The sequence below is a fragment of the Escherichia sp. E.sYA108 genome (assembly GCF_011754335.1).
GTDB lineage: Bacteria > Pseudomonadota > Gammaproteobacteria > Enterobacterales > Enterobacteriaceae > Escherichia > Escherichia coli.
In genome coordinates this window covers 1,364,666-1,385,924 of the sequence record NZ_JAAQVZ010000001.1, presented here as the reverse complement: position 1 = coordinate 1,385,924, position 21,259 = coordinate 1,364,666, and the positions used below count along the sequence as shown (strand labels likewise).

The 21,259-nt window shown below is 52.0% G+C and carries 14 protein-coding genes; 1 reads left to right on the top strand and 13 read right to left on the bottom strand.

Annotated elements, in window-relative coordinates; genetic code table 11:
* Window positions 1–61 precede the first annotated feature (61 nt).
* From HBM92_RS06630 to yfhM, 13 genes are all read right to left on the bottom strand, one after another.
* Complete coding sequence (locus HBM92_RS06630; protein WP_000806616.1) at window positions 62–1,039, bottom strand: SinI family autotransporter-associated protein; 978 nt, start codon at window positions 1,037–1,039, stop codon at window positions 62–64.
* Window positions 1,040–1,093: 54 nt separating this feature from the next.
* Window positions 1,094–3,271, bottom strand: a complete 2,178-nt coding sequence (gene sinH / locus HBM92_RS06625; protein WP_001305226.1) for an intimin-like inverse autotransporter SinH — start codon at window positions 3,269–3,271, stop codon at window positions 1,094–1,096.
* 208 nt (window positions 3,272–3,479) lie between these two features.
* On the bottom strand, window positions 3,480–3,695 hold the full coding sequence (locus HBM92_RS06620; protein WP_001196894.1) for a zinc ribbon domain-containing protein: 216 nt from the start codon (window positions 3,693–3,695) through the stop codon (window positions 3,480–3,482).
* A gap of 62 nt (window positions 3,696–3,757) precedes the next feature.
* On the bottom strand, window positions 3,758–5,230 hold the full coding sequence (der, locus tag HBM92_RS06615; protein ID WP_001296291.1) for a ribosome biogenesis GTPase Der: 1,473 nt from the start codon (window positions 5,228–5,230) through the stop codon (window positions 3,758–3,760).
* Window positions 5,231–5,347: 117 nt separating this feature from the next.
* Window positions 5,348–6,526 (bottom strand): outer membrane protein assembly factor BamB, encoded by a 1,179-nt coding sequence (bamB, locus tag HBM92_RS06610; protein WP_001177034.1) that lies wholly within the window; start codon window positions 6,524–6,526, stop codon window positions 5,348–5,350.
* Window positions 6,527–6,536: 10 nt separating this feature from the next.
* A complete protein-coding gene (yfgM, locus tag HBM92_RS06605; RefSeq protein ID WP_000409203.1) occupies window positions 6,537–7,157 on the bottom strand; it encodes an ancillary SecYEG translocon subunit YfgM in 621 nt (206 codons plus the stop codon).
* A 17-nt stretch (window positions 7,158–7,174) separates the two neighbouring features.
* Window positions 7,175–8,449, bottom strand: coding sequence for a histidine--tRNA ligase (gene hisS / locus HBM92_RS06600; RefSeq protein ID WP_001107167.1), 1,275 nt, complete (start codon window positions 8,447–8,449; stop codon window positions 7,175–7,177).
* Window positions 8,450–8,559: 110 nt separating this feature from the next.
* A complete protein-coding gene (ispG, locus tag HBM92_RS06595) occupies window positions 8,560–9,678 on the bottom strand; it encodes a flavodoxin-dependent (E)-4-hydroxy-3-methylbut-2-enyl-diphosphate synthase (RefSeq protein WP_000551807.1) in 1,119 nt (372 codons plus the stop codon).
* Window positions 9,679–9,704: 26 nt separating this feature from the next.
* Entirely contained in the window at window positions 9,705–10,712 is a 1,008-nt protein-coding gene (rodZ, locus tag HBM92_RS06590; protein WP_001090835.1) for a cytoskeleton protein RodZ, read from the bottom strand.
* Between the two features lie 284 nt (window positions 10,713–10,996).
* Window positions 10,997–12,151 (bottom strand): bifunctional tRNA (adenosine(37)-C2)-methyltransferase TrmG/ribosomal RNA large subunit methyltransferase RlmN, encoded by a 1,155-nt coding sequence (locus HBM92_RS06585; RefSeq protein ID WP_000003323.1) that lies wholly within the window; start codon window positions 12,149–12,151, stop codon window positions 10,997–10,999.
* 149 nt (window positions 12,152–12,300) lie between these two features.
* Window positions 12,301–12,732: a nucleoside-diphosphate kinase gene (gene ndk / locus HBM92_RS06580; RefSeq protein WP_000963841.1), complete on the bottom strand. Its 432-nt coding sequence runs from the start codon at window positions 12,730–12,732 to the stop codon at window positions 12,301–12,303.
* Window positions 12,733–12,880: 148 nt separating this feature from the next.
* Window positions 12,881–15,193, bottom strand: a complete 2,313-nt coding sequence (gene pbpC / locus HBM92_RS06575; protein ID WP_001137639.1) for a peptidoglycan glycosyltransferase PbpC — start codon at window positions 15,191–15,193, stop codon at window positions 12,881–12,883.
* The gene (gene yfhM, locus HBM92_RS06570; protein WP_000736376.1) at window positions 15,194–20,155 is read right to left on the bottom strand and encodes an alpha2-macroglobulin; all 4,962 of its coding nucleotides are present in this window, start codon (window positions 20,153–20,155) and stop codon (window positions 15,194–15,196) included.
* 206 nt (window positions 20,156–20,361) lie between these two features.
* Between yfhM and sseA the strand changes: the two genes are divergently transcribed.
* Window positions 20,362–21,207 carry a 3-mercaptopyruvate sulfurtransferase gene (gene sseA, locus HBM92_RS06565; protein WP_000108624.1) on the top strand — a complete coding sequence of 282 codons (846 nt, stop codon included), beginning with the start codon at window positions 20,362–20,364 and terminating at the stop codon, window positions 21,205–21,207.
* The last annotated feature ends 52 nt before the right edge of the window (window positions 21,208–21,259 follow it).

The following is a 21,259-nucleotide window of genomic DNA, read 5'->3' as shown; positions in this document are numbered from 1 at the left end:
CCGGGATTAAGCAAAATATGCGGAAACAGCATTCCCTTGCGGGAATGCTGCTGAGTACGCGTTATTTGTGTTTGTAAATAATGTGAAGTTTGTAACCCTGTACCCCGTCGCCGTTGGTCGGGATGGAAAGTGCCTCTTTTCCATCGCGCGCAGGGCCGTTAAGGTTGGTTCTGGCTTCGTCGTTGGTCGCAGGGATGACCAAATTGTTATTATCGAAGCTTGAGTTAACGATGCCACCCGAAGTGCCAAGCTGTTGGCTGCTGCCAGAAAGTACCCAACGGAAGTCATAATTGGCGGTGACGTCAGCATCGGTACCCGCATCAAACTTGCCATTTTTGTTCTCATCCGAGTACAGTTTGGCCACGTAGGTTTTGCCAAGTTCGATTGGTGTGCTACCGTTGATAAGGTTGATACTGGTACCATCAACAAAGATGGCGACTTTCAGGTTCTGGTTAACCACCGGCCCCGGTGCAACGTTATCGCTGTCGCTTCCGCCGCCGCTGGCAGTAGAAACGTCATAAAGATGCAGCGCAGTCCCGACGTTTGGCGTACCGGTCTGCGTGGTTGGCGTAATTTCAATACCGATATAGCGACCACGGTCGGCATCGGTAAGAGTGTAACTGGTCACCTTCGTTGCCAGCTCTTTTGGATCCCCCCCCTGCGCATCCTTGTAGCTCATCCAGCGGATAGTATCGATAGTTTTCGCGTTATCGCCCAATCCACCAAGATCCACGTCGCCTTCGGTATCACCAATTTCCCAACTTACGGTTAATTTATCACCCGAGTAAAGACGCTTGTCCGTTTCACTGCCTTGCGGGCGAGCGCCTTTTAGATCAGAAGTCAACGTTACACGGTCGGCATCTGTCGTAGCACTTCCCCCTTCCGAATAGAGCCACGGAATGGTCCCCTGGAAAATATTGGTTTCACCGCTGTCGACCCAGGCGCTGTCTTCAGCCAGCGCCACAGGTGCCACACAATAACCTGCCAGTGCCAGCGCTAATGCGATCCGGGTCAGACCGCGTCTTTTATCCTGCTTCATTGATGCTCTCCTTAATGAACCTTCAGCGACTGGCCGACTGGCCTTACGCCAATCTTATTTTTTGGTATACAGCACGCGTAAACCGTATCCCTGCAAGCCATCTCCCGCTTGTGCGCCATAGGTTTGCGCCGCTTCACGGTTAGTGGCCGGAATCACAATGTCCTCATTGGAAGTGTTCGCCTGTGCACCCACTTCACCATTGATGCTCTTGCCGGTAAATTCCCACTTGTAGTCGTACTGCACCATCTCTTCGTCAGTCAGTTTTTCGACCTGCTGGAAGACACCGTCTTTATTGTTGTCGCGCCATAAAACAAATCGATAAATGTTGTTGAGCGGCAACGGTTCTTTATCTTTACCTATCAGGTTGCTGGGTTTAGCCGCCCCCACACGATAGATAAAAGCATTTAGCCCACCAATTTCTGCCCCGAGGAAAGTGACATCCACATAGTTACTGTCATCGTAGGGCGCGGCTTTTGCTTTCCAGCGATAGGTGCCAGGTAAGGTACTGGAGAGGGTGACAGTGCCCTTTTCTTTATCTTGTTTGGCAATAAAAACGCAGGGGTTATCGGTCGAGCAGGGCTTGTTGGTTAACGTCACTCGTTTGTCCTGCGCGTCGTAAAGCTGAGGCGTAAGGTTATCTTCCGGCAACGCATCGCCGTTGCGGTCGGTGTTATCGCCAAAGCTGTCGGTTACATCGAGATCCATCACTACACCATCAACGCCATCTGCCTGTGCGCTGGCTTCGTGGCTGTGGTTGTTCTCTTCTGGCACGTTCGCGATGTTATTAACAATCAACTCTATTTTACGGTCCTGCTGAACGGTGATTTCCACCACGCCAGAGTTCTGTCGGTTGCCCTTTTCATCTTCCAGCGCCAGACGTACTCGCCAGGTATTGAGTTTTTCTTGTTCGGCTTGATCGGAACTGTACTGCCAGGCAGGCAGCACCAGGTTCCAGTGGTTATTGTTACCCTCTGTCAGAGTATTCTCTTTGATAACCGGCATCACCAGCGTGCGGGCGGCATTGTTTTTCGCCTGCCAGGAGGCCGCAACGATTTTGTAATGATGATTAATGAGTGCGTTAATGGTCCACTTACATTTTTCCAGACCGACGGCCGCTTCGGGAGTGTCCTTAATGACGCACTCAGGGTGCTCGTTGGTGGCATCCGCTTTCAACCACAGGGTGACATCAAGCGGATCTTTTTCTTTGTATTCCAGAACAATAAAGTTATTACGCTCAACGAAATCAAGACGGCTGCCCATCAGCGAGTGCGCCGCTTTCACTTTATCGCTATCCAATTGATCTTTTAGCGGAACGCCGAACTGATAATTAAGAGTGGCATTAATGCTGACATCACTGTTATCTCCGGTCCCCGCTTTATAGTCCGTCCCAACTGTCAGTAACGGCACTGGTTGATAATTCAGTCCAAGCGTTACCGCGTAGGGATCTTTCTCCAAATTATCCGTACCAAAAAGGGCGACTTCATCGCCGTAATATTGCTCGAAGACAATTTTGCCCCCCAGTTGCGGATAAGAAGGTAACCAGACTTCGGCACGAATATCCCAACCGCGCGCAGGGCGTTCTTCATAAAAGTCGAAATCTTCAGAGTCTTTCCAGTCAGAAAGTGGGTGATAATAGTTGCCTGAGAATTTTAAATAATCCGTCCAGGCTTCGGCGCCTAAACCTAAACGGCGATGTCCACGGGTAAAGTCATAATCATAAAATATATTTCCACCCAATAGATATTTATCAAAATTATACCTTACCCCAAGGCCAATATTCCCGATCGTACGATCTTCTTTTCGTTGCGCAGAAAATTGGCTGAAATAAACAGTGGTTTGATTATCGTACCAGGGAACAAAATAATCGATGGAACTGCCATCCAGATCGCCGCCCTGACCAATGGAGAGGTTCAAACGGACCTTACCGTAGGGAGAGAGTGTGTCTTCAATATAAGATTGTGCGGTTGAGGTGATTTGACTTTGCAGATAGCTTCTGGCCTGAGATTCCAGCGCCTCAGGGGTCAAGTTTTCAAACCCTTGCGTGGCGGAGTTGATGACGTAATCGGCTCCGCGCTCTTTCAGCGATTTACCCTTGTTGGTTTGTTCATCCTGTTGTGCTGCCTGGCTACCTAAATCAGGTAACGATTCGTTTTGCTTAACATTTATCTCTGGCGCCGCGAAAGCAGCACCAGAGATAAATGTTAGAATAATACAGCGTTTCCATCGCAGCATGCACTTTCCCTGTGACAATGATACAGTCAAAAATAAGCTTTAATATTGTATCCCTGATTATTCAGAAAGGCATGTCATAAAGAGTAAATATATTCTTAATTATTTAAATTAGTGATTTCACTCAAATACATTAGTTATTCCACTAATAACAGATTGTTTATCATTCATATATTAAATATAAATGATAAAACAATACATTCACATGATATTAAGCAATAATAAATTCAACGCGTTTTTTAGATATTAAACCGTGCCCATGTTGGCAGAAATAATCCACAGCACCACAAGCTTTTAACACTTGTAACGCCTGATGACACTCAGGGCAAAGTGCCTGGACGGTAAAGTCTTTGTCGCAAGTTGCACAGTGAGCAGTCTCGCCATTGCGTTCGAGAGGGGTTTTGCAGGTTGGACAGTTGAGTGCCATAAATACTCCTCGCGTGTTATTCGGCTTCCCTCTCCGTGTGGAAAGGGAAACCAGATAAGTGATTACTTACTTTTCTTGATATGCTTCATCAGACGCTTACGTTTACGCATCTGGGTTGGCGTCAGGGTGTTACGCTTGTTCGCATACGGGTTTTCCCCTTCTTTGAACTGAATACGAATCGGCGATCCCATTACGTCCAGCGATTTGCGGAAGTAGTTCATCAGGTAACGCTTGTAGGAATCAGGCAGGTCTTTCACCTGATTGCCGTGAATCACCACAATCGGCGGGTTATAACCCCCGGCGTGGGCGTATTTCAGCTTCACACGACGACCGCGTACCAGCGGTGGTTGGTGATCTTCAACAGCCATCGTCATGATGCGCGTCAGCATAGAGGTCCCCACACGACGGGTGGAGCTGTCATACGCTTCACGTACTGATTCAAACAAGTTACCAACACCACTGCCGTGCAAGGCAGAGATAAAGTGCACACGAGCAAAATCGATAAAGCCCAGACGGAAGTCCAGCGTCTCTTTCACCTGCTCTTTCACTTCCTGGCTCAGGCCGTCCCACTTGTTCACTACAATCACAAGTGAGCGCCCACTATTGAGAATAAAGCCCAGCAAGGAGAGATCCTGATCGGAAATACCTTCACGCGCATCAATCACCAACATCACCACGTTGGCATCTTCAATGGCCTGCAACGTTTTGATTACCGAGAATTTCTCTACCGCATCGGTGATTTTGCCGCGTTTACGTACGCCAGCGGTGTCAATGAGCACATACTCACGTCCGTCGCGTTCCATTGGAATGTAGATACTGTCACGCGTCGTGCCAGGCATGTCGTAAACAACAACGCGCTCTTCACCAAGAATACGGTTAGTGAGTGTAGACTTACCTACGTTCGGACGACCCACAATCGCCAGTTTGATCGGCAAACTTTGCGGGTCGAAGTCGTCTTCCTCTTCTTCTTCGCCGTTCTCTTCCGCTTCAAATTGCGCCCAGTATTCGGCGTCTTCGTCGACTTCTTCTTGCGGTGCGAGATCTTCCATCCACGGCAGCAGCACGTGCTCCAGCAGACTTAATACGCCACGACCGTGAGACGCGGCGATCGGGTAGATTTCACCTAAACCAAGCGCGTAGAAATCAACCACGGCCTGATCGGGATCCAGACCGTCAGTTTTGTTTGCCACCAGGAAGGTCGGTTTTTCACGGGAGCGCAGATGTTTAGCAATCGCTTCATCCGCCGGCATCAGGCCCGCGCGCGCATCCACCATAAACAGTACGACGTCCGCTTCTTCAATCGCCAGCAGCGACTGTTCCGCCATGCGGGTTTCTACACCGTCTTCTGTGCCATCAATCCCGCCGGTATCAATGCAGATAAACTCACGGCCTTCAATTTCCGCACGACCGTACTTACGGTCACGAGTCAGACCCGGGAAATCCGCAACCAGCGCATCTCGGGTGCGAGTTAGACGGTTAAATAACGTGGATTTTCCTACGTTAGGGCGCCCGACAAGCGCGACCACAGGTACCATGTTTAAAGCCTCATTTTTATAAATCATCAGACAACGCACGCTATATTCGTGTCGTTGTTAAAAACAGGAAAACGGCCCCTGTCCAGGAGCCGTTTTCAAAGTGAACGACAGAGACGATTAACGTGTAATAGAGTACACGGTTCCGTCTTTTGCCTGGATCAGCAGTTTGCCGTCAGCAGCAACCGGTTCAGTCTGGAAACCGGAACTATCAACTTTTTGCTGGGCAACGAAACGACCATCTTCGACGTTAATCCAGTGCAGATAACCTTCACTGTCGCCTACCACCAGGTTGCCATTATACAGCACCGGAGAAGTCAGCAGGCGATGCAGCAGATCGCTTTGTGTCCACAGCGTAACGCCGCCATCAATGGTCAACGCCATCACCCGGTCATTTTGATCGACCAGATAGATGCGATTGCCGTCGACGATGAAATCATTCACCGAACCCAGTTCGCGTTTCCACATAATCTGACCACTGCGCAGATCAAGCGCCGTCAGGTTACCATTATAGGCCAGCGCGAAAACAACACCGTTAACAACGACGGGAGTCGTGTCAACATCGCTCAGACGGTCAATTTCGGTAGAACCGGTCGCCTGGGAAATACGCTGCTGCCAAATCATCTGGCCCTGTTCCATCAGCACTGCGCTGACGCGACCATTATCGCCACCCACGACGGCCGCACCAAAAGCCGTTGCCGGCGCAGACTCGCCACGCAAAGAGAGCGAAGGCATATCGAGGTTAACTGTCCATTTGACAGCGCCGTCAGCTTCGTTCAGCGCTTGTAACTGACCGTTACTGGTGTGGATTAACACCAGACCGTCGCTGACCACCGGGCGCGAAAGTGCTTCACCCGCGACTTTAGTTTGCCATGCCACAGTACCATCGCTGGTATTCAGCGCGTAAACCTGCGCCTTTTCGGTGCCAATGTAGACATGCCCACCAGACACGGTCACGCCGCCAGAAAGTAATGCAGGATCTTTAGAGAACCAGCCATCTTTCTCGGCCAGGTTGACAGACCAGATTTCTTTGCCGTCATCCGCATTCAGCGCTTTTACTAAACCAGCGCGGTCCGCTGCATAGACAACGTTGTCCGCCAGTGCCGGATGAAGATTGGAATAGAAGTTGCCAATGCCGCTACCAACGGAAGTGCTCCACGCAGTAGTCGGCGTAAACTGGTTTTCAACGGTTGGCAATGGGGACATCTTTACCACATCTTCTTCGCTGTTAAACAGCGAACAGCCGCTTAAAAGGGTAACGGAAAGCAGTCCTGGCAGCAGTAATTTACGCAATTGCATCGGGTCCCTCTCAGATGGACAAATTATTAATTTTCATCTGCATCATTTCGCTCAGTGCCGGGGTAACATCGCTTTTCACGCCTGCTTCCCATGCACTACGCGCACCTTGCTTATCACCTTTGCTCAGCAATGCTTCACCACGCAGGTCGGCAACAATGGCAGCCCACCCTTCACCTTTGATAGCATCAAGGGTTTTTAGCGCGGCATCAGCCTGCTTGAGCTGTACCTGAACGCGAGCAAGACGCAGATTTATCACGGCTTTGAGATTTTCATCGCTCGTGTCTGCCAGCCCCTGTTGTAACTGGGCGGCAGCTTTCTCTAGTTCATTTTTGTCAACAAATTGCTGCGCAAGTTCCAAAGAAGCCAGCGCACCATAAGTATTTTTATTTTCAGCAGCAAATTTTTCCGCCGCTGGGATGCTATCCGGTTTGCCTTCGCTCACTGCGGTAACCGCATTTTGATAGGCAAGAGAAGCGGAGCGTGCAGAATCAACCTGATGGCTGTTCCAGTAGCGCCAGCCAATCAGTGCGCCAACGCCCAAAATCACCCCAACAGCCAGTGCTTTGCCATTTTCAGCAAAAAAGCGTTTAACCGCTTCAACCTGGTCGTTTTCGTTCTCGTAAATTTCCACGCTGTCCTTCTCCTTCCTTAACCCAGTAACGTGCGCAAATGCGCGGCTACGCTATCCTGCGCAACTGCAGTTTGCTCACCAGAGCGCAAATCCTTCACTACTGCTGTGCCGTTAGCCACTTCAGACTCACCCAGCACCACAGCAACGCGGGCACCCCATTTATCAGCACGGGCAAACTGTTTCTTAAAGTTGCCGCCGCCGTGGTTGGTCATCAGTTTCACGCCCGGTAATTCATCACGCAGACGCTCTGCTAATGCCATAGCCGCAGATTGTGTGTCAGCACCTGAAGCCACCAGGTATATATCGACAACAGGATCGGCTTTAAATTCCGGATTAACGGCCTGAACTAACAATACAAGACGTTCGAGGCCCATCGCAAAACCGACTGCCGGTGTTGCACGACCACCCAGTTGTTCCACCAGACCGTCATAACGACCACCTGCACACACGGTGCCCTGGGAACCGAGGCTGTTAGTCACCCACTCGAAAACGGTACGGTTATAGTAATCCAGACCGCGCACCAGACGCTGGTTTACGGTGTAAGCGATCCCCGCGCTCTCAAGCAGTTTGCACAGACCGGCAAAGTGCTCACGAGATTCCTCGTCCAGATAATCGCCTAATGCCGGAGCGTCGTTGAGAAGCGCCTGCACTTCCGGATTTTTTGAATCCAGTACGCGCAACGGGTTAGTGTACATGCGGCGTTTGCAGTCTTCGTCCAGCTTTTCTTTATGCTGCTCAAGGAATGCCACCAGCGCATCGCGGTAATTCGCACGAGCTTCCAGCGAACCGATAGAGTTCAGCTCAAGAGTTACGTGCTCGGAAATACCCAGCGCGCGCCACCAGCGGGCAGTGAGCATAATCAGTTCGGCGTCGATATCCGGACCTTGCAGACCGAAAACTTCGCAGCCCAACTGATGGAACTGACGATAACGCCCTTTCTGCGGACGCTCGTGACGGAACATAGGCCCGATATACCACAGACGCTGTTCCTGATTGTACAGAAGACCATGCTCGATGCCGGCGCGTACACAGCCCGCCGTCCCTTCAGGGCGCAGAGTCAGGCTGTCGCCATTGCGATCCTCAAAGGTGTACATCTCTTTTTCAACCACGTCGGTGACTTCACCAATCGCACGTTTGAATAGCGGGGTCTGCTCTACAATCGGCAAGCGGATTTCACTGTAACCGTAGCTGCCGAGCACGTTTTTCAGTGTGCCTTCAATGCGCTGCCAGATGGCCGTTTCGCCAGGCAGGTAATCGTTCATGCCGCGAATGGCTTGAATGTTTTTTGCCACGTTTATTCTCTTTCTGAATATAAAAATGAACCCTCAACGCTTCCCTCAATGTTTCGGGAGCCATGCGGGTTCAATCATACACGGGAAGCGAGGCGCTTCCCATCACGTTATTATTTTTCAACCTGCTGAACGTCAATTCGACGCGCTTCGTCCAGCTGACTGGCTTTCGCACGAATGCGCGCTTCCAGCTGATCGATCATATCGTTGTTGTCCAGACGGTCTTTGCGCACGCCATCTTCATAGAGGCCGCTTTTCTTGTTGCCGCCAGTGACGCCGAGTGTAGAAACCAGCGCCTCACCTGGGCCATTCACCACGCAGCCGATAATCGAAACGTCCATCGGAGTGATGATATCTTCCAGGCGTTGCTCCAGCGCGTTAACCGTACCGATAACATCAAATTCCTGACGCGAACAGGTCGGGCAGGCGATGAAGTTGATCCCGCGCGAACGGATGCGCAGCGATTTCAAAATATCGAAACCGACTTTGATCTCTTCGACCGGATCGGCCGCCAGCGATACGCGCAGCGTGTCGCCGATGCCTTCAGACAGCAGCAGACCTAAACCAATAGCGGATTTTACTGCCCCGCTACGCGCACCACCGGCTTCGGTGATCCCCAGATGCAGCGGCTGATCGATTTGTTTTGCCAGCAAACGATAAGACTCAACAGCGAGGAAGACGTCAGACGCTTTCACGCTGACTTTGAACTGATCGAAGTTCAGGCGATCGAGATGATCAACATGACGCATGGCAGATTCCAGCAACGCCTGCGGCGTCGGTTCGCCATACTTTTCTTGCAGATCTTTTTCCAACGATCCGGCATTAACGCCAATACGGATCGGAATGTTTTTATCGCGCGCACAGTCAACCACCATGCGAATACGCTCTTCATTACCGATATTGCCAGGGTTAATACGCAGACAATCGACGCCGTATTCCGCTACTTTCAGCGCAATGCGATAGTCGAAGTGGATGTCAGCCACCAGCGGCACGTTAACCTGCTGTTTGATGAGTTTGAACGCTTCTGCCGCGTCCATCGTCGGTACGGAGACACGGACGATATCAGCGCCAACACGTTCCAGCGCCTTGATTTGATTGACCGTTGCTTCGACGTCTGTCGTACGCGTATTGGTCATGGACTGTACGGCGATGGGAGCACCATCGCCAATCGGCACATTCCCAACGTAAATACGTGTTGATTTTCTACGTTGAATTGGAGCCTGGTTATGCATGAAAAATCTCCCGCGTTACCCGTCTGTTACTGCGCCGGTGATTGTTCGGCATTGAGGGTCAGACGCGCAACCTGGTTAGTTCTGATAAAACGACTCAGATCGACAGGTTTCCCTTGATACTGGATCTGTACTGCGGCTGGCGCACCAATTTTCAGTTTGTACGGTGCCTGCCCGGTTAAGTTCAAATTACCGTCTTTACGCTGCATACCGCTAAACAGTTTTTTACCGGTAGCATCGGTGACTTCCAGCCAGCAATCGGCAGTAAAGTTCATCACCAGCGCATTCGGGTCAACCGCCGGCGTGGTCACGCCAGCCTGATCGGTTGGCAACGGCGCAGCGCCATCTGGTGTTGTTGTTGCCGCTGGTGCCGGAGTCGCAGCGGTATCAACATTTGCCTGCGAAGGTGGAACAACCGCATTCTGTTGCGGATCAACAGCTGGTGCTGGCGCAGTTACGGCAGGTGTTTGCGTGTTGGTTGCGGTGGTATCCACAGGTGATGTCGGCGTGGTCGCCATAGCCTGATCTGTGGTTGTCGACGTATCTAACGGTACACTCTGGCTTTGATTATTATTCAGTTCCGCAGAAGATTGATCGGCCATAGTGGTGATCTCTTCCTGCTGAGCTTTGTGGTCTTGCCACCACCAGGCACCGCTCAGACCAATAACCACAAACAACACCAGCCAGGTGAAGGTCATCAGCCAGCCGTCACGTTTTTTGCGGCGTTTACCGAGGGAAAAACTCTGCATCGGCGCAACTTTTGCAGCCCGTAGTGGAGCCTGCTTTTCCAGCCCTGGCAGCAGTTCTTCTTCTGGAATATGTACCAGACGCGCATAAGAGCGGATATATCCGCGCAGGAATGTTGAAGCAAGATCGGCAGGTGCCTTATCTTCTTCAATGTCGCGTACCGTGGAAACCTTCAGGCAAAGTCGCTCGGCAACGGCCTGTTGACTAAGTCCTAGTTGTTCGCGAGCATTACGCAGGCGAGCGCCGGTAGTAAGTGCTTCATTTTGGTCGTGCGTGGCTTCAGTATTCATTCGCTGCAGGTACGTTTAAATGAGAATTGAGATGCCGGTGAACCATCATGCTCACCCACACCGCGAAACATCCGTTAAGTTAACCGTTATCATACAGTATAAGACCGTCTGTGTGCTCGTGACAAAGCCCACATTCACTAAGGCTAACTTACTGTTGCATCGTTACATACTGCCTTAAAGTCAGCAAAAACGCACCGTTAATATTGACCAGACAATTGCAACTTAATACTTCATTCATAAAAGATTACGCCACGGTACATAAAGTAACCGTGGCGTAATGGCTATCAGACCGCTTTAATATCGATGGCTTCACCCTGCATCCGTTTACGCAGGGTACGTTTCGTACGGTCGATAACATCGCCCGCCAACTGACCACAGGCAGCATCAATATCATCACCACGAGTTTTACGCACAATAGTGGTGAAACCGTAGCTCATCAGCACTTTTGAGAAACGGTCGATACGGCTGTTCGAACTGCGTCCATACGGCGCGCCAGGGAACGGGTTCCACGGGATCAGGTTGATCTTACACGGCGTATCTTTCAGTAGCTCCGCCAGTTGGTGCGCGTGTTCAGTGCCGTCGTTAACGTGGTCAAGCATCACGTATTCAATAGTGACTCGGCCCTGATTGGCGTTGGATTTCCCCAGATAACGGCGCACCGCAGCAAGGAACGTTTCGATATTGTACTTTTTGTTGATCGGCACAATTTCGTCACGAATTTCGTCGTTCGGCGCGTGCAGGGAGATAGCCAGCGCAACGTCGATCATATCGCCCAGTTTATCCAGCGCCGGAACCACACCGGAAGTGGAAAGCGTGACGCGACGTTTTGACAGGCCAAAACCGAAATCATCAAGCATGATTTCCATCGCCGGAACGACGTTGTTCAGGTTGAGCAGCGGCTCGCCCATACCCATCATCACGACGTTAGTGATTGGGCGCTGACCGGTGACTTTTGCTGCGCCGACAATTTTCGCCGCACGCCACACCTGGCCGATAATTTCCGATACCCGCAGGTTGCGGTTAAAGCCCTGCTGGGCGGTGGAACAGAATTTACACTCCAGCGCACACCCCACCTGCGAAGAGACGCAGAGCGTGGCACGGTCGTCTTCCGGGATATACACCGTTTCAACGCGCTGATCGCCAACGGCAATTGCCCATTTAATGGTGCCGTCAGATGAACGCTGTTCTTCAACCACTTCCGGTGCGCGGATTTCCGCCACCTCTTTCAGCTTGCCGCGCAACACTTTGTTGATGTCGGTCATCTCATCAAAGTTGTCGCAGCAATAGTGATACATCCACTTCATCACCTGATCGGCGCGGAAGGGTTTTTCACCTAAATCTTTAAAAAACTCCCGCATCTGCTGACGGTTGAGATCCAGCAGGTTGATTTTTCCATCTTTCGTGGTGACGTTTTCAGGTGTGACTAATTGTTCAGACATATGCTATTCCGGCCTCGTTATTACACGTTATGGCCCCTGGAGGGTTGAAAAAAGAAACGCCCCGGTGAGCGGCTGCTCGTCCGGGGGCGCTGCATTGTACAAATTCTGGCGCACGGATGCCACGTTTGCACGCGGCATTTACGAAATTATTAACGGGTGCGCGGGCACACTTCGCCTTCGCCGAAGAAATAAGCGATTTCGCGAGCGGCAGACTCGACGGAATCAGAACCGTGGGTACCATTTTCGGTCAGGCTGTCAGCGTAATCAGCACGCAGAGTACCGGCCAGTGCGTTTGCCGGATTGGTCGCGCCCAGCAGATCGCGGTGACGCTGAACAGCATTTTCACCTTCCAGCACGGAAACAACGATCGGGCCAGAAGTCATGAATTCAACCAGACCATCAAAGAACGGTTTTCCATCGTGTTCAGCATAAAAGCCACGAGCCTGTTCAACGGTCAGGTGCAGCATTTTGGTGCCGACAATTTTGAACCCTGCAGCTTCAAAGCGCGCAAAGATACTACCAATCACGTTTTTTGCTACCGCGTTCGGTTTGATGATGGAAAAAGTACGTTCAATAGCCATTTTTACCTCTGTAAATTGTTCTGTTGTTGTCTGTACCAGCGTACGAGATGGCGCGGATTATAATGAGCAACAGAGCCGTTGACTATTGATGAAGGTAACATTTTTTTAAAATAAACCCAGTTTAAGCAACAATCAGGGACAAAATAGACTATTGCATGACAAATTTCACTGTCGCTATTTGCCCCACGTCATCCATCACCAGCAATTGATAATCGCCTTTATCCGTCAAATGCAGGGTCACGTTGCGCCCACGTTCAGTTAACGGTTCGCCGTTCAGAAACCACCAGCGTTCACCTGCTCCTCCACTTGATTGCAACGGCAAAGTCGCTGCCGCTGCGCCCGGTAAACGTTTAATAATCGCGCCATCGCGCACACCTGTTAGCTGCAGCGGGAGTTGTGCATCGTGACCGTATGGCGGGCAAATTGTCGAGGCCGGTGGCAAGCGCACAGCGCGACGTTCTGATGCGGGCAGCCAGGGTTCCAGCGGTAGCGGCCAGACATTTATCATTTCTTGTCGCGCCTGAGGGCAATCAGCGGCAACACGTTTGCCGTTTTCATCCAGCCAGATGGGGAAACGAATGCCATTAATGCCTTCCTGCTCCGGCAGTAATAGAGTTGGCGGCTGGCTCCCGTCCAGCAGCCAGGTTGCCAGGCGGCGGCGACAGTTACCGTCACCTTCCGGCAAAGACTGTCCGCCCGGCCAGCAGATAACGCCACGACTTACAGAGTCAGGACGTGGGTCTTCCGGCAAATTCACACTGCGCGACAGTAAGATATTATTAACCTGATTCAACAGCGGTACGGCACTGGCAAAGCCAAACTGACCAACAACGGGCGTGCCGTCCGGTCTGCCAGTCCAGATCCCAATGACATAGCGAGCGTTAACCCCAATCGCCCAGGCATCACGATAGCCATAGCTGGTGCCCGTTTTCCATGCCAGTGGGGCGACGCGCGGCAAGGCACCATCCGGCAAGGGTTGCGCTTCATCAGCCATAATCCGGCGAATGATCCACGCAGCCCCCGACGACATTAAAGGCCGTTCAAGCAGCGGATCGTCAGGCTGTAAGCGCAATTTACCTGCCTTGCCGTGGCGAGCAAACGCGGTATACGCTGCCGCCATATCTTCCAGTTTTGCGCCAGCGCCGCCGAGAATGAGCGAAAGATTCGGTGCAGCACCGTTGGGCAAATATAACGGCAATCCAACATTGCGTAACTTTGCCGCAAACCGTTTCGGTCCATAGGCTTCCAGCACCTGCACAGCAGGTAAGTTCAGCGATCGCACCAGCGCCTCACTCATGCTGATCGGGCCATGAAAACCGCTGTCAAAGTTGCCAGGTCGGTAATCACCGGTGCGTCTGGGGACGTCTTGCAACAGCGATGCCGGGTGGATCAAGCCTTCATCCAGCGCCAGACCATAAACAAACGGTTTGAGCACCGATCCTGGCGATCGGATCGCATTGACCATATCAACATGACCAAAGCGTGAATCATCGTTGAGATCAACCGATCCCACCCAGCCGCGAACACGCATATCGGTATGATCAACCACGATCATCGCCAGTGAGCTGCGCGGTGGCAATCGTCCTTTCCAGTTTTGCGCCAGTTCTTCCAGACGTCGTTGAAGACCGGCATCCAGCGTAGTAACGATTTTGTCGCTTTTGCTTTTACCGAGCATCATGCGCGAAAACAGCGGTGCCAGTTGCGGCATTTGTCGGGGTGCCAGCCAGATGGGTTCTTCCCTTGACTCTTTTACCCGCTCACGGGACCACACACCTTGCACGGCCATCCGTTCGAGCACTTTATTACGCGCGGCTTCGGCACGCTCCGGCCAACGATCCGGGCGAAGACGGCTGGGCGCTTGCGGCAACACCGCCAGCATTGCCGCCTCGGAATAGCTTAAATTCGCAGGCGATTTCCCGAGGTAAGCCCAACTTGCCGCACCAATCCCCTGCAACGTACCGCCAAACGGGGCACGGTTAAGATACAAGGTCAGAATTTCACGTTTAGACAGATGCCATTCCAGTTGCAACGCGCGCCAGAGCTGGCGAATTTTGCCGCCAAACGTTTTGGGGTGAGGATCAAGCAGGCGCGCCACCTGCATGGTGAGCGTGCTGCCGCCGGAAATGACCCGACCCGACGTGAGATCTTGCCAGGCTGCACGCGCCACCGAGAACGGATTCACCCCCGGATGCTTCCAGAACCAGCGATCTTCATAATTGATCAGCGCTTCAAGGTAACGTGGAGAAACATCTTCGATTGTTACTGGATAACGCCAGATGCCGTCAGCATCGGCGAAACGCCAGAGTGGCGTACCATCCTGCGCCACCACCACGCGTGCAGGATTCACTTCTTGCAATGGCAGAGGCCAGAGTTTATCTGCTGCCCATGCTGCCAGAATGATGATAAAAGGCGCGGCTGCCAGCATTATCCAGCAGCCGCGTTTGGTTAACAGGCGAGGCATTTACGGTCTGACTATCAACAGATCGTCAGCCGCACCAGTCGCCCGCCATTGAGGAACATACATTGATTCCACCATAGGCTGCGGCACCTGATACGTTCCCGGCGTCACCGCCCGCGCCAGATACACCAGCGTTACCGGTTGATATTCATCAACGGCAACCGCCGCCACAAAGCGATCGTCACGGAACTCTATGTGCTTAATGCTCGCCTGCTGCATCTGGTTCAGCAAGTTCTGCACTTCACCACCACTTTGCTCCAGGCTGGCGCTGCCGTTCGCCAGATTCTGGTTTTCCAGTTCCAGCCCCGCAGGCAACAGATCCACGACTAACGCATCCGGTACACTGTTACTGGCTTTAACCTGCAACCACACCAGCACCAGATCGCCGCTACGTAACGAGTCCAGCGATTTGCTCTTACCGTCAGTACCCAGAATATGACGCTCAATTTGCAGCACATTGCTCGCCGGTAAAGGTGCGGATTGCGGATAACCGCTGGCATCCACACGCAGCCATAACGGCTGATCGCCACTGTTGGTCACCTGCAAGGTGGCAAGTTGATCGCTATTCAGATTGCTGGTTTGCGCTTTCTCGCCTGTCAACGGCTCAGCAGAGAAAGTGGTTTGCGCCTGCCATTTGCCCGGTAAATCCTGAAGAGTACGGGCAGCCAGGAACAACGCGTTACTTTCCTGCGTCGATAGCCAGCGTTCACCGAACGCCTGCTGCGAAAGTGTGTTTAACAGGGAGTACTGCTCATCGGGTAGCAGTTTGTTCTCTTCCAGCAATGAGAGCATCAACGCGCTGTCTCGCAGTGGACTACCGTAATCACCCAGCCATATCCGCTCATCACTATTACGCGGCGTTTTCAGCGCCAGCGCAATCGCTTCTTCACCACGCGTCGCATCACCCATGATTTTCAGCGCAACGCCAAGTTGCAGCAGCGGTAAACCAGAAGCGGCATCTGCACGATGCTCCCAGATTTCACGCAGCGCACCCAGTGGTGCTTTTTGCTGACGGGCCAACACCAGCGCAGCGTAAGACTGTACGGCGAATTTACTGGCTTTGAGATTATCAGCGTACGGGATCGACATCATGCCCGGATCTTGTAAATAGCGCAGCAGACGCTCATTACCCCGGTTAATGGCGTCTGTCGGCACGCTGTAACCCTGTTCGCCTGCGCGGACCAGGAAATCCATCACGTAAGCCGTCAGCCAGTACTCTTCGTCACCGTTTTTATCCCACAACGCAAAGCCGCCGTTATCACGTTGCATTTGCAGCAAACGGGAAATGCCGATATCGACCGATGCACGGCGTTTCTCATCACTGTCGCCTTTGATGCCCAACGCCTGCAGTTGGGCTGCATTGGTATAAAGTGACGGGAACAGGCCGCTGGCGGTTTGCTCGAGACAGCCGTACGGATACGCTTTTAACTCTTTGATATAACGTGCGATGTTCAGCGGTGGTTTGCCACTCAACAACAATTGCCCTTCCAGCGTAACAGGCGAGAAGTTTTGCAATCCATCAGCCGGGAGCGCCCAGGTTTCACCAGGCTGTAACGCCGTACCGTAATTGACCGTTTGTGCCGGGAATGCTGGACGGACGCCGATTTTCCACTGCTTATGCTGATCGGCAACGGTTTCCCCGGGTAACGCTAACCCGCTAATGGTGGCCTGAATGTCTCCATCGCCATAACCCGGCAATGCACGCACCGGGATAAACAGCGTAGTACGCACCCCTGGCGCTAATTCAACAGGTGCGGGGGAATTACTCACCAGTTCAAGCAAGCCACTGGCGGTCAGAGCAACATTAAGTTTTTGCGGTTTATCGGTAAGATTAGTGATATCCAGCGTCAGGCGCGAGGTATCGCCACTCGCCATAAAGCGTGGCATGTTCAGTTCAGCAATCACCGGTGCGGCAACAATCACTTTGCTTTCGTTGCTTCCGAAGTCATCTGCCGTCCAGGCTTGCGCCATGACGCGCAATTCACCGTTAAAATCGCCAATTGGCAGTGTAACCGAGCCTTCGCCCTGTTCATTGAGCGTTACCGGCAGCGCCTGCTGCGCGACAATATTGACGTGATTGACCGGCGGTTTACCACCACGTTTCAGCTCATCACCATCGCCACCAAAACGCAGAGCTGCCAGACGCCCCTGACCTTCAATGACCTGACCGTAAATATCGTAAATGTCTGCGCCATAGCGTTTCTGACCAAAGAACGCCTGCCACGGATCTGGCGTGACGTAATCAGTAATATTCAGCACACCGCTATCAACCGCAGACACCAGCACATTCACCTGTTTTGGCATCTCACCATTTTTATTGCTGGCTTTAATTTTCACGGTTAATGGCTGATTGGGGCGCATTTTGGTAGGGGTTTCCAGCGCCAGATCGAGGCGACGGTTTTCATCACCAAGCGGCAGATGCAACACCCCAACCGCGCGTTTTGGCGTCGCGGAGCGAGATTTATCGCCAGGACGTACCACCAGCGTACTTAAATACAGATCATGACGATTCCAGGTTTTATCGACCGGAATCGTCAGATCCAGCCCTTGAGCCGGAACATCAATCTCTTGCCACCACAGCGGCCCTTCACTGGACTCGACCATCGCATAACCTTTACCCGCCGTTGGCGCGGCAATATGCAACTTAATGGTATCGCCAGGGCGATAGCTGGCTTTATCCAGTTTCAGCGTGACACGGTCGGGTCGCACTGCACCACCCCCGTCGCTGTTATCCTGCCAGCTATAACCAGCCCAGAAACGCACACTACTGACCGCTTCATTCGGCGCTTTAACTTCCAGACGATAAGCGCCCCACTCTACCGGGAAACTGACCTTACCGGTTTCGTCCGCTTTCAGATCCAGAGTTTGTTCATTTTCGATCAGATCTTTTTGATCAAACTGTGACTGCCAGCCTTCATATTCCGACCAGTTCCAGTAGTAATCGCGGCGTTCGCGAATCAGGCGCACCTGCAAGCTCGACACGGCTTTTTTCACGCCTTGCGCATCGCTATAAACGATGTCAAAAGCGGCGTTACTACCTTCATCAACAATGGGCTGTTTCACCGTGCTGTCGGTGCGATAATCGTAAACCGATTTCGAGGCGAACTGCGGACGGATCCCTGGCAATGCATCAGCAGGCCAGATAGCCTGCTCAGCACGGCGCGTCACCGGGCGACCGCCCGATTCCAGCAAACTACCCTGGAAAATAACCTGTAATGGGGAATGTGTTTCCTTCCACTGGCTTTCTGTAGAAACTTCGCCGCGCCCTTTATCATCCAGCGTCAACTGAACTTCATCCAGCGTGCGGGAAAGATTTTCGGCAGCTATATCGCCGAATTCAAAACCAGGTAAGGCTGACACAGCTTCACGCAGTGGGCGCAGGAAAAGTTGCCCTTGCAAAGTATTACCATTAGCAGGTGCGCCATACAGGTAGTACCCCACCACGGAGAATTTCACTTCATCTTTCGGCGTTAGCGGGGTTTTCTCACCGGTCAGATTCAGCGCCATACGCTCTGGCATAAAATCTTCGACGTGGAAATCCCACATCCGATACTGGTTATCGCCCGTGTTAGCGCGAATATGCCACATACCGGTTGCCGCATTGCTATCGAGTGGCCAGGTAAAGTGGTAGAGGCCATTCTCCGGCTGACTAACGACGCTCCTGAGTACCTGCCCGTCGGGTTTAATCACGTCTAACTTGATGGGTTGATCGGGCAATGCTTTACCGTCTGCATCACGCAGCAAACCATTGAGGATGACCGTTTCACCCGGGCGATAAAGATCGCGCGGGCCAAACATGAAAAACTGTTTGCTATAGCCCGGCGCGCCAGCAATGTTAAATTCCGCTAAGTCCAGCGCCGGGAGTTTTAAATCGAGCAGCGTTGTCTGACCGTTTTTACGCGCCAGCAGTAATGCCGCGTTTTTATCATTTTCCAGCTGCACATGCCCCTGAGCGTCACTGCTTGCCTGAGTCAGAGTCTGCCCTTTCTCATTTAATAAAGAGACTTCAATTCCTTGCTGGGCCGCGCCGTTTTCCAGACTTTGGGTAAAGATATCCAGACGATTGTGATAACGGTGAGCTGAAACGCCAATATCACTTAACGTAAACAGCGTCGCGGGATTACTGTAATCGTAACGTCCAGCCTGATTCATCACAGCCAGATACACGCCCGCCTGCTGAAGCGGTTTGATATCGCCCAGCGGCAGCAATAATTTTTCACGGGTGTTACGCGCAGGATTGAGATCAAACCGTCCGGTGTAGACCAGATCCGCCATCTGCAGCAGTTTATCTGACTGCCAGTTCGCCAGCGAATTGCGGTATTCCCACTGGCTAATGAAAGCGGGCAGTGATTCTGGTTTCACACGGAAGAAGTTAACATCGACATTGTTAACGTTAAGCGCCATTACCGGCAGCCCTTCAACGACCTTACCAGGAAGCAACGAACCACGACTGGCAAAACCGACGCTGGGTTGGATATCGCGGGTAGTTATAGTTTTTTCGTCATCTTTACTAAAGGTTGCGTTATTGAGCGCTTTGACCTCCTTGCCAATAGTGACGATCAAATCACGTTTCGGTTCGAGGTGGCGTAAACGCAGCTCTTTAAGATTATCTGACAGCTCCCAGGCACCATCCACTTTGCCGCTTTTTTTATCGACGACATGAATAACGCGTGAGAAATCCTGATCCGGGTCGAGAGGGATGGAGAACGTCAGCACCAGCGTGGCTGCGCCATCGAGTTGAACTTCAGAGAGATCCAGCAATGTCAGCGCCTTACCGGCACTCTGTTGGGCCAGTTTTTGTCGCTCCGGCGCGGAAAGCTTTGCTGAACTCACGTTTTCTGAAGAGGCCGCTTTAGTAACTTCAGAAGGCGCATCTTTTTTCACCGCTGTTGGCGCGTTATCGTTGTTGTCGCACCCTGCCAGCGCCAGCATTAGCATGCAGGAGGCTACGCGTAACTTTTTCATTTTTCATCCCTGCCACAATGGCCCGTTAGCAACGTCGAATAATTATTATGCGTGAGAATTTACGTTATGTAATTCAGTATCACGCCCATACAATCCGAATTTTAGTGAGAATTGTGGCTCAGACAGCCAAATCAGCCTCTTTTGCTTGTCGCTTTTCACTAAACATCCGACAATTTAGCCTAACCCCGGCAAAAATGGAGATGCCTATGTCCACGACATGGTTTGTAGGAGCCGACTGGCTCGCCGAACATATTGATGACCCGGAAATTCAGATTATCGATGCCCGCATGGCGTCGCCTGGACAGGAAGATCGTAACGTTGCTCAGGAGTATCTGAATGGACATATTCCCGGCGCAGTGTTTTTTGATATCGAAGCGCTTTCTGATCACACTTCCCCGCTTCCGCACATGCTGCCGCGCCCGGAAACGTTCGCTGTGGCGATGCGTGAATTAGGCGTTAACCAGGATAAGCACCTGATTGTCTATGACGAAGGTAATCTTTTCTCAGCCCCACGAGCATGGTGGATGCTGCGCACCTTTGGTGTAGAGAAAGTGTCGATTCTGGGTGGTGGACTTGCAGGCTGGCAGCGTGATGATCTGCTATTAGAAGAAGGTGCAGTAGAGCTGCCGGAAGGAGAGTTTAACGCCGCGTTTAATCCTGAAGCCGTGGTGAAAGTAACCGATGTGTTATTGGCAAGCCATGAAAATACGGCGCAAATTATCGATGCCCGCCCGGCTGCACGTTTTAACGCAGAAGTTGATGAACCTCGCCCAGGTTTACGTCGCGGACATATTCCCGGTGCATTGAACGTTCCGTGGACGGAACTGGTGCGCGAAGGCGAACTAAAAACGACCGATGAACTGGATGCGATATTTTTTGGTCGCGGCGTCAGCTATGACAAACCGATTATCGTCAGCTGCGGCTCTGGTGTAACAGCAGCCGTGGTTTTGTTGGCACTCGCGACGCTGGATGTGCCAAACGTGAAACTGTACGACGGCGCATGGAGTGAATGGGGCGCACGAGCAGATTTACCGGTTGAGCCAGAGAAATAAGCTTTTAACAGGCAATAAAAAACCGCCGAATTTGGCGGTTTTTTATTGCTGG